Annotated in this window: 13 protein-coding genes; 8 read left to right on the forward strand and 5 right to left on the reverse strand. The window is 66.1% G+C overall.

What is annotated here, in order from left to right; all coding sequences use genetic code 11:
• From D3P35_RS13030 to D3P35_RS26990, 4 genes are all read right to left on the reverse strand, one after another.
• Positions 1–339, reverse strand: a complete 339-nt coding sequence (locus D3P35_RS13030) for a hypothetical protein (protein WP_118135168.1) — start codon at positions 337–339, stop codon at positions 1–3.
• Complete coding sequence (locus D3P35_RS13035; RefSeq protein ID WP_118135169.1) at positions 339–593, reverse strand: hypothetical protein; 255 nt, start codon at positions 591–593, stop codon at positions 339–341. The genes D3P35_RS13030 and D3P35_RS13035 overlap by 1 nt, the downstream gene beginning before the upstream one ends.
• Positions 590–772 (reverse strand): hypothetical protein, encoded by a 183-nt coding sequence (locus D3P35_RS13040; RefSeq protein ID WP_118135170.1) that lies wholly within the window; start codon positions 770–772, stop codon positions 590–592. The genes D3P35_RS13035 and D3P35_RS13040 overlap by 4 nt, the downstream gene beginning before the upstream one ends.
• 342 nt (positions 773–1,114) lie before the next feature.
• Positions 1,115–1,477, reverse strand: coding sequence for a helix-turn-helix transcriptional regulator (locus tag D3P35_RS26990; RefSeq protein ID WP_118135171.1), 363 nt, complete (start codon positions 1,475–1,477; stop codon positions 1,115–1,117).
• A gap of 86 nt (positions 1,478–1,563) precedes the next feature.
• On the opposite strand from D3P35_RS26990, the gene D3P35_RS13050 reads away from it, so the two are divergent.
• The 8 genes from D3P35_RS13050 (at position 1,564) to D3P35_RS13085 (ending at position 5,759) form a co-directional block, all read left to right on the forward strand.
• Positions 1,564–1,809 carry a hypothetical protein gene (locus tag D3P35_RS13050; RefSeq protein ID WP_118135172.1) on the forward strand — a complete coding sequence of 82 codons (246 nt, stop codon included), beginning with the start codon at positions 1,564–1,566 and terminating at the stop codon, positions 1,807–1,809.
• Positions 1,810–1,971: 162 nt separating this feature from the next.
• Positions 1,972–2,463 carry a hypothetical protein gene (locus D3P35_RS13055; protein ID WP_118135173.1) on the forward strand — a complete coding sequence of 164 codons (492 nt, stop codon included), beginning with the start codon at positions 1,972–1,974 and terminating at the stop codon, positions 2,461–2,463.
• A complete protein-coding gene (locus D3P35_RS13060) occupies positions 2,460–2,897 on the forward strand; it encodes a hypothetical protein (RefSeq protein WP_118135174.1) in 438 nt (145 codons plus the stop codon). The genes D3P35_RS13055 and D3P35_RS13060 overlap by 4 nt, the downstream gene beginning before the upstream one ends.
• Positions 2,890–3,105 carry a hypothetical protein gene (locus D3P35_RS13065; protein WP_118135175.1) on the forward strand — a complete coding sequence of 72 codons (216 nt, stop codon included), beginning with the start codon at positions 2,890–2,892 and terminating at the stop codon, positions 3,103–3,105. Before D3P35_RS13060 ends, D3P35_RS13065 begins: the two co-directional genes overlap by 8 nt.
• A gap of 44 nt (positions 3,106–3,149) precedes the next feature.
• Positions 3,150–3,677, forward strand: a complete 528-nt coding sequence (locus D3P35_RS13070; RefSeq protein WP_157982138.1) for a hypothetical protein — start codon at positions 3,150–3,152, stop codon at positions 3,675–3,677.
• Complete coding sequence (locus D3P35_RS13075; protein ID WP_118135177.1) at positions 3,670–4,308, forward strand: hypothetical protein; 639 nt, start codon at positions 3,670–3,672, stop codon at positions 4,306–4,308. The genes D3P35_RS13070 and D3P35_RS13075 overlap by 8 nt, the downstream gene beginning before the upstream one ends.
• A gap of 207 nt (positions 4,309–4,515) precedes the next feature.
• Positions 4,516–5,115: a hypothetical protein gene (locus D3P35_RS13080; RefSeq protein ID WP_118135178.1), complete on the forward strand. Its 600-nt coding sequence runs from the start codon at positions 4,516–4,518 to the stop codon at positions 5,113–5,115.
• Entirely contained in the window at positions 5,115–5,759 is a 645-nt protein-coding gene (locus tag D3P35_RS13085) for a hypothetical protein (protein ID WP_118135179.1), read from the forward strand. The genes D3P35_RS13080 and D3P35_RS13085 overlap by 1 nt, the downstream gene beginning before the upstream one ends.
• A 119-nt stretch (positions 5,760–5,878) precedes the next feature.
• On the opposite strand, the gene D3P35_RS13090 is transcribed toward D3P35_RS13085, so the two are convergent.
• Positions 5,879–6,280 (reverse strand): hypothetical protein (locus D3P35_RS13090; RefSeq protein ID WP_232830495.1); only part of this gene is annotated, 402 nt, incomplete at its 5' end.

A 6,280-nucleotide genomic window follows, 5' to 3' on the forward strand; every position in this document is an offset into this window, starting at 1 on the left:
TTAGTGTCGCTCCTGGGAGATCGGCGCGTTGCAGCCGATGTCGTTGGGACGGATGACGTCACCCCCGGCGATCGTCGCATTCTGCTGATCTCCGAGCGTTTCTGTGGTGGTGTCGATCTCTCGACCTCCTGGCTGGCTCGCCGTCTCCGCTGCCTCTCCGACGGTGGCGGCGCTTCTGGCGTCGAGAATGACGTCAAGCACAGCGGTCGCTTCGCTGGTGGTGTGCAGCGCGACCACTAAAGCCAGGCCCTCGTAGTTGTTCATGCCGAAATCCTCGATGACGTGGTGCCCGACCTCGAAGCGGCGCCCGGCCATATCGATGGGGAGGGTGGTGGCCATCACGCTGCCTCCCGGTCTGCCGCGATGCACCAGCGCCGGAGGGCGTCTTCCAGGCTGAGCGCGTGCACCTCCAGATCCAGAATGCGCAGCCGGCACAAGCCGGCCACCCAATCGGCGCTGGCCTCGCCGTCCATGCAGATGGCGTCAAGCAGGTCGCGACGATCGGAGCTGGTGCGCCGGCGGCGAAAGTCCTCGGCGATGACCCGCCGGCGATCTTCAGGACAAGTGAGGAAGTTGTGCGAAATGCCGATCACGCCCGGGCCTCCTCATAGCGGGCCGTGCCATCAGGCGCGGTGACCATGCGGAGGGCTGGCAGGGCGCCGCCGGCTTTCGCGGCGATGACCGCGAGGCTGATCAGGGAAGGGGGGTGTGCGATGCCGTCAGTGAGGATGGTGCGGGCCTCGCTGCGGATGCTGTCTGGGTGGGTCTGCATTGCCGTCTCCCGTGTGGTCGTTGGGGAGACTATAAACCTACGCTTTGTAAGATTTCAACATGGAAAAAATACGATATGTAAGTTTTTGATTGCACGCGGGTACGAGTGTAGACCTCCCTCGCCAGGCTGTGCATCTGCCGATTGTGCGAGCGGGGTGTGGTGGGGTTCGTGGAGTGAGGCGGGGGTGTTGAGGCTAACGGGGTGGAGAACTGCCTCCACGTTCTGGGCGGCCGTTCTGTACCTTCCTGCCATCATCAGGTTTCCTGACAAATGGCGCAAGAGATCAGACCAATTTGGCGCCGAATTTCAGGGAGACTTCCATGCGTAACATTTTAATCAGGATCACGCTCTGGACAGTTTTTTGGGTGGCCGGCCCCTCCGAGGGCGTGCTTCACTCTCTGGCGAGGGCAGAACTGAGAGTGCGGCGCGTATCCGGGGCCACATCATCCCCAGTGCAGTTGGGTCGCCGAAAAGCAGGAAAGTTGGGCTTACGCCGAGGCTCTCGAAGAGAGACCAAGCCTCGGCTGGGCTGAGCGAGGTGCGCCCTCGCTCGCGATGCCCATACACGCCGACATCTAGGCCGGCTGCCTCACTCATCTCTTCCTGCGTTTTTCCAAGAGCTATCCGCGCGGCTGCCAGGCGGCGGCCTATGTGCTCCTTGGTGATCCTGCCGTAGCCAGCGATCTTCATATCGGTGTCATCCATGCCCCTATTATACCTTACCGAGTGTAAGGCAAAAATTTACCATTCATGCCGCTTGATATCTTACATATGGTAAGTATTATAGCGGCATGAACCACCTCAAATCTTACCTCAAGCAGATCACCTCCGAGGAAACGCTGTCTGCGGCGATGGCGGCTCTGTCTGAGGACACCGGCCGCTCAACCGACGCAATTCAAGTTGCGGCCCATCGGGGGCGTTTGCCGGGTCACTGGTATCCCGACATCGTCAAGTTCGCGCTCGCGCGCGGCTTTCCCATGCCGCCGGAAGATCTGTTCAACTTGCGGCGTCAGCGCAGTTCGGAGACCGCGGAGTGACTGCCGCTGTGTCGAAAAGCGGCAATTGCGGGGGCGGAGTAATGTCCGCCCCCGCGCCCCTGCTGAAACCCTCTCCCTCGCACCGCACCTCCCTCTCGCACCTGCAACATGCCCAACGGGCATGGCAGGCGACAGGGAATAGCTTTCCGGAGGTTTTGACACATGCGCCCGCAGCGCCCGAACTCCTACACCGAGATGATCTCCGACGCGCTCGACCAGGCTGGCCGCAAGCTGGCCTGCGCCGAGCTGGGCAAGTCGGCCTCCACCCTGAGCCGCTGGACCGACCCGGACACCGAGACCGGCCGGCGCATGTCCGTGAAGGACCTCGATCACCTCGCCCGCACCTCGCCGGAAGCGGCGAGCGCCATGGCGCGCCATTTCGCGGCGCTGGCCGGCGGCTTCTTCATGCCCGGTGTGGCTGGCGAGGGGGACATCTCGCAGGCCGCGGGCGCGGTGATGATGCGCGTCGGCGAGACGCAGGTTGCGATGCTCGAAGCGCTCGGCCCGCGGTCCAGTCTGCAAGGGGACCTGACACGCGAGGAGGCGCAGCACATCCGGCCGCTGGTGGTCGAGGACATCGATGCCTGCGCCGCACTCCTGGCGCTGATCGACGAGCGCCTGCGGCCGCAGGTGATCCGGAGCGGTGCGGCATGAGCCCCGCCGTTCGCACACTGACCCCGGAGCTGCGCCGCGATCTGCGTGACCGGCTGCTCGCCGCGCCGGGCGAGTCCATCCCCGAGATATTCGCGCATGTCGCCGCCGAGACGGGGCTGGCCCGCGAGCTCATCTGGTGCGCCGTGAAGGATCTGGATGAGCGCGGCATGCCTCGGCGGGGCCGGCGCACAGGCTATTCCGAGGGCTCCATGGCCGCCCGCATCATCGCGGCCCGGCGCCGCGTGGCCGCGGGAGAGCCGATCTCGGCCGTGCGGCGCTCCATGGGGGGCAGCATGGCCGAGGTGACCGCCATGCTGCATGGCCACGGGCGTTTCGCCCAACTCCGGCCGACGCTCGCCGAGCTGGTCGCCGAGGGGCTCGCCAACGGCATCGCGAACAACCTCGAGCAGCGGAAGGAGGCGGCCAATGGGTAGGCAGACGCCCAACAGCTACACCGATCAGCAGATCCTGCGCATGCTGGACCTACAGGCGAAGGGGTGGACCGGAAAGGCCATCGCCGAAGAGATGACCCGGTGCGGCCTACCGATGTCGAGGGCGGGCGCGCTCGGGCTCTTGCAGAGGGTCAAGCGCGAGACCGATGCCAGTGAGGGGGGCCCGGTCCTGGCCTCGGTGGCGCCATGAGGTCCGCCGCCACATCCACTTTCGACGACTACGAGGAGCAGCTGATGCTGGTCACCGATGGCGCCAGCATCAAGCGGGCAGCATATCTGACCGGGAGCAACGGATACCTCGCCACCTGGCTGTCGAAGCGCCGCATCAGCCTCGCAGCGATCCGGGAGGTAGGGCCCGACGCCGCCGGCCTTCGTCGGCTGTGTGACGTCCCTGTTGCGGCCAAGCCGGCCAATATCCACACCCGCGACCTCTTCGCCGAAATGCCCGAGTTGATGTTGCGTCTCGCAGCCGGGGAAAGGGAGGTCGAGGTGATGCCTGACCGGTCGCTTCGCATCCGGCTGCGTTCCTGGCTCGATAGACGCGGGCTGCACGTGTCCGACCTTCGCGCTGTCGGGCCCGACCTCGACCGCCTTCGAGAGATCGCCAAGTGTGGCCCCACGCAGGCGCCCCCGGCCGATCCGCGCCTTGTGCGGGCCGCCGACCAGTTGCGCCGTGGCGGGCGCCCTCTGACCATTGCCAAGGCGATGGGCATCGATCCGAAAGCGGTCGAGGCCCTCGCCCGGGAGATCCACCATGCATGACCTGCCTGTCTATCCGATCGAGTGGGGCACGCCCCTGCGCGGCGACTGGGTGCCCTTCAAGTTTCGCAAGCTGCGCGATTCCCGCGCCGTGCCCCGAGTGGACCCCGCCGCCGGATTCTACGGCTTCTTGCTGTGGGGGGCCGCATGCGAGCAGGACCCGGTGGGCACGTTGCCCGATGATGACCTCGACCTGGCGAACCTGGCCGGCCTCGGGCGAGATGTCGACGGCTGGCGCCGGGTCCGCGAGGGCGCGCTCTTCGGCTGGTCGCACTGCCAGTGCGAGATCCGGGGAGAGATGGTCGTGCGCCTGCACAATCCGGAAGTCACCGACATGATCCTCGAACAGCTCGACTGGATGGACAAGTCGCGCAAGACCAGCGCGAAGGGCACCGAGCGCTCGAACCTGACGCGCCTGCGCAAGAAGATGCTGGAGGCCGGCGCCCACGCGGGGCTCACGCAGCGTGAGGACTTCGTGATCGCGGTCGAGGCCGAGCTCAAGACCTACTGCGACAGCCGGCGCACGGTGCCGAACGTCCGCCGGGCCATGGATGCGGTCTCCATGCGCGATGCTGCGGGCCAGCAGGTGGCGAACGTCGTGGGGGCGCGCCGCATCGGGGAGGCCGGGACGTGAAACTGCCTCGCGAGGCACTCCGCTGCAGCAGCGCTGCAGTTTGAGGCACTTCCGAGGCACTTCGCTGCAGTAGCGCTGCAGCACCGAGGCGCTTTCGTCTGCCTCAAAACTGCCTCGCAGCTAAAGGAAATGAAATGAATAACCCCCTTACCCCCTGAACAGTGAGCCTGTGGATAACTTCGGATCATGCAGAGAGAGGCTGAGCAGATGACCACCGAAAGCGAGACGACAGAACCGGTCACCGGCAAGGCTGCCGTGAGAGAGCTGGTGATCGACCGGCTGAACGGGGCAGGGTTCCAGCGCCCGACCGGCACCACGGTGGATGGGCATCGGGCAGAGCTCGAGCGCATCGCGGCGAAGCTCGCCTACCTCGACCGCGCCGATCTCGCCACGCTGGCCGAGGGGCTGATGACCATGGGCGAGGGCAAGGCCGGCGACCGCTGGCCGCGCGAGGTCCGGGTGGTGAAGTTCGCCCACACGATCAGCGCACCGCCGCCGGGCTTCGACCGCAAGGTGACCAGCTTCATGGCCTGCGCCGTCGGCCGGCGTGCCCAGGCGGAAGGCTGGGCGGGGCCGCTGCTCTCGGCACTGGTGAAGCCGGGCCCGCCGCCCACCTCGGATTACGCCCTGTCCCAGCTGCGCGAGCAGGCTGCCGAGGATCGGCGCCGGCTTCAGATCATCGAGGAACGGATCGCGGCGGGGCAGGTGCTCAGCGAGGACGATGCCCGGTTCCGGAGTTTCTGGGATCGGCGCGAGAAGACGGCCGCGCAGCTGGTGCGCGGCGTGATCATGGCAGGAGGTCAGTGATGGGTGTGGGCCGCAAGCGCAAGGTGGCGACGACGCTGCCGCAGGTGGAGCTCGGGGGCGCGGACTGGGATGCCGGAGCCAGCGTGACCCGCTCGGTCGCCGTGGCACGGGGCGAGGTCTGCCGGGTGAAGGTGGTGCGGGACGCACGCACGGGCGCGCATCGGATCGTCCCGCGGGACACCGAGCAGCGCGAAGTGGGCGCGCGGGCCCGGCTGCGGATGATCACTGAGCCGGTGCCGGAGGATGCGAACGGCCGGCGCCGGCGGCGGGTGCTGCACCCCGTCGAGGACATGTACGCGCGCGGCATCCTGGACAAACAGCAGCGCGCCGCCGGCCTCGCCCTGGCCGATGCGTGGGAAGCCTGCCAGCGCACGCCCGCGGCGGATCTTTCGCAGCCCCGCGTGGACAGCACGCCCAACCCCGAAGCTCGGACCGTGATCCTGCTCGACGCCCAGCACCGCTATGCGCGGCTCGCCCGGCAGATCCCGAAGGATGCCAGGAGCGTGGTGGAGCATGTGTGCTGCGATGGGAGATATCTGCGGGATGGGTGCGCGTCGGGTGGCAAAGGACTGATGGTCTCGACGGAACGCCTGCAAATGGCCCTGAGTGTCCTCTACGCGTCCGGTGTGGTAGCCGATGCCTGAGCGCCCGCGCAGTCAACTCTGATCAAGGTTGTTGACAGGGACCGCTTAACAGGGCACATAAATGCACAGTAGAGAAACCCCGCCCGGAGATCCCGGCGCGGGGTTTTCCATTTCCGACCTCAATCTTCCAGGCGGGTGTAGAGTGGCTCCATCTCCCAAGCACGTTGGGCCATCTCCCCGATCTCCTCGAGCTCTTCTATGGAGTGAGCATCGAGCAGGTGGAGCGTCTCTCGCAGCACTTGCTTCGCGATTTCCGCGAACTGCTGTTCATATGCTCCGATGGTGCAGGCGCGATCCTTCGCTAGGGGAATTGCAACGCCAACTTGAGGATGGCCTAGCTCGGGCCCGTGGCCGGAGTAGCTCATAGTCAGGGTCATCCAGACCACGTTGTGAAACCCTTGATGCCCTCCACCGGGCTCAAATTGCGCCGTGTGTAATTTCAATGGCATTGGAAATCCTCCGCTAAAATCGGCTTCAACGATGCCACGTCGGCCGGAGCGCCGACGACGATTCTTTTGGCT

Source organism: Oceanicella sp. SM1341 (assembly GCF_003448965.1).
Lineage (GTDB): Bacteria > Pseudomonadota > Alphaproteobacteria > Rhodobacterales > Rhodobacteraceae > Paroceanicella.

Bases quoted from the DNA above. Each gene is read 5' to 3' on its own strand.
- D3P35_RS13030 (WP_118135168.1), bottom strand. From the start codon at position 339: ATGGCCACCACCCTCCCCATCGATATGGCCGGGCGCCGCTTCGAGGTC.
- D3P35_RS13040 (WP_118135170.1), bottom strand. From the start codon at position 772: ATGCAGACCCACCCAGACAGCATCCGCAGCGAGGCCCGCACCATCCTC.
- D3P35_RS26990 (WP_118135171.1), bottom strand. From the start codon at position 1,477: ATGGATGACACCGATATGAAGATCGCTGGCTACGGCAGGATCACCAAG.
- D3P35_RS13050 (WP_118135172.1), top strand. From the start codon at position 1,564: ATGAACCACCTCAAATCTTACCTCAAGCAGATCACCTCCGAGGAAACG.
- D3P35_RS13055 (WP_118135173.1), top strand. From the start codon at position 1,972: ATGCGCCCGCAGCGCCCGAACTCCTACACCGAGATGATCTCCGACGCG.
- D3P35_RS13060 (WP_118135174.1), top strand. From the start codon at position 2,460: ATGAGCCCCGCCGTTCGCACACTGACCCCGGAGCTGCGCCGCGATCTG.
- D3P35_RS13065 (WP_118135175.1), top strand. From the start codon at position 2,890: ATGGGTAGGCAGACGCCCAACAGCTACACCGATCAGCAGATCCTGCGC.
- D3P35_RS13070 (WP_157982138.1), top strand. From the start codon at position 3,150: ATGCTGGTCACCGATGGCGCCAGCATCAAGCGGGCAGCATATCTGACC.
- D3P35_RS13075 (WP_118135177.1), top strand. From the start codon at position 3,670: ATGCATGACCTGCCTGTCTATCCGATCGAGTGGGGCACGCCCCTGCGC.
- D3P35_RS13080 (WP_118135178.1), top strand. From the start codon at position 4,516: ATGACCACCGAAAGCGAGACGACAGAACCGGTCACCGGCAAGGCTGCC.
- D3P35_RS13085 (WP_118135179.1), top strand. From the start codon at position 5,115: ATGGGTGTGGGCCGCAAGCGCAAGGTGGCGACGACGCTGCCGCAGGTG.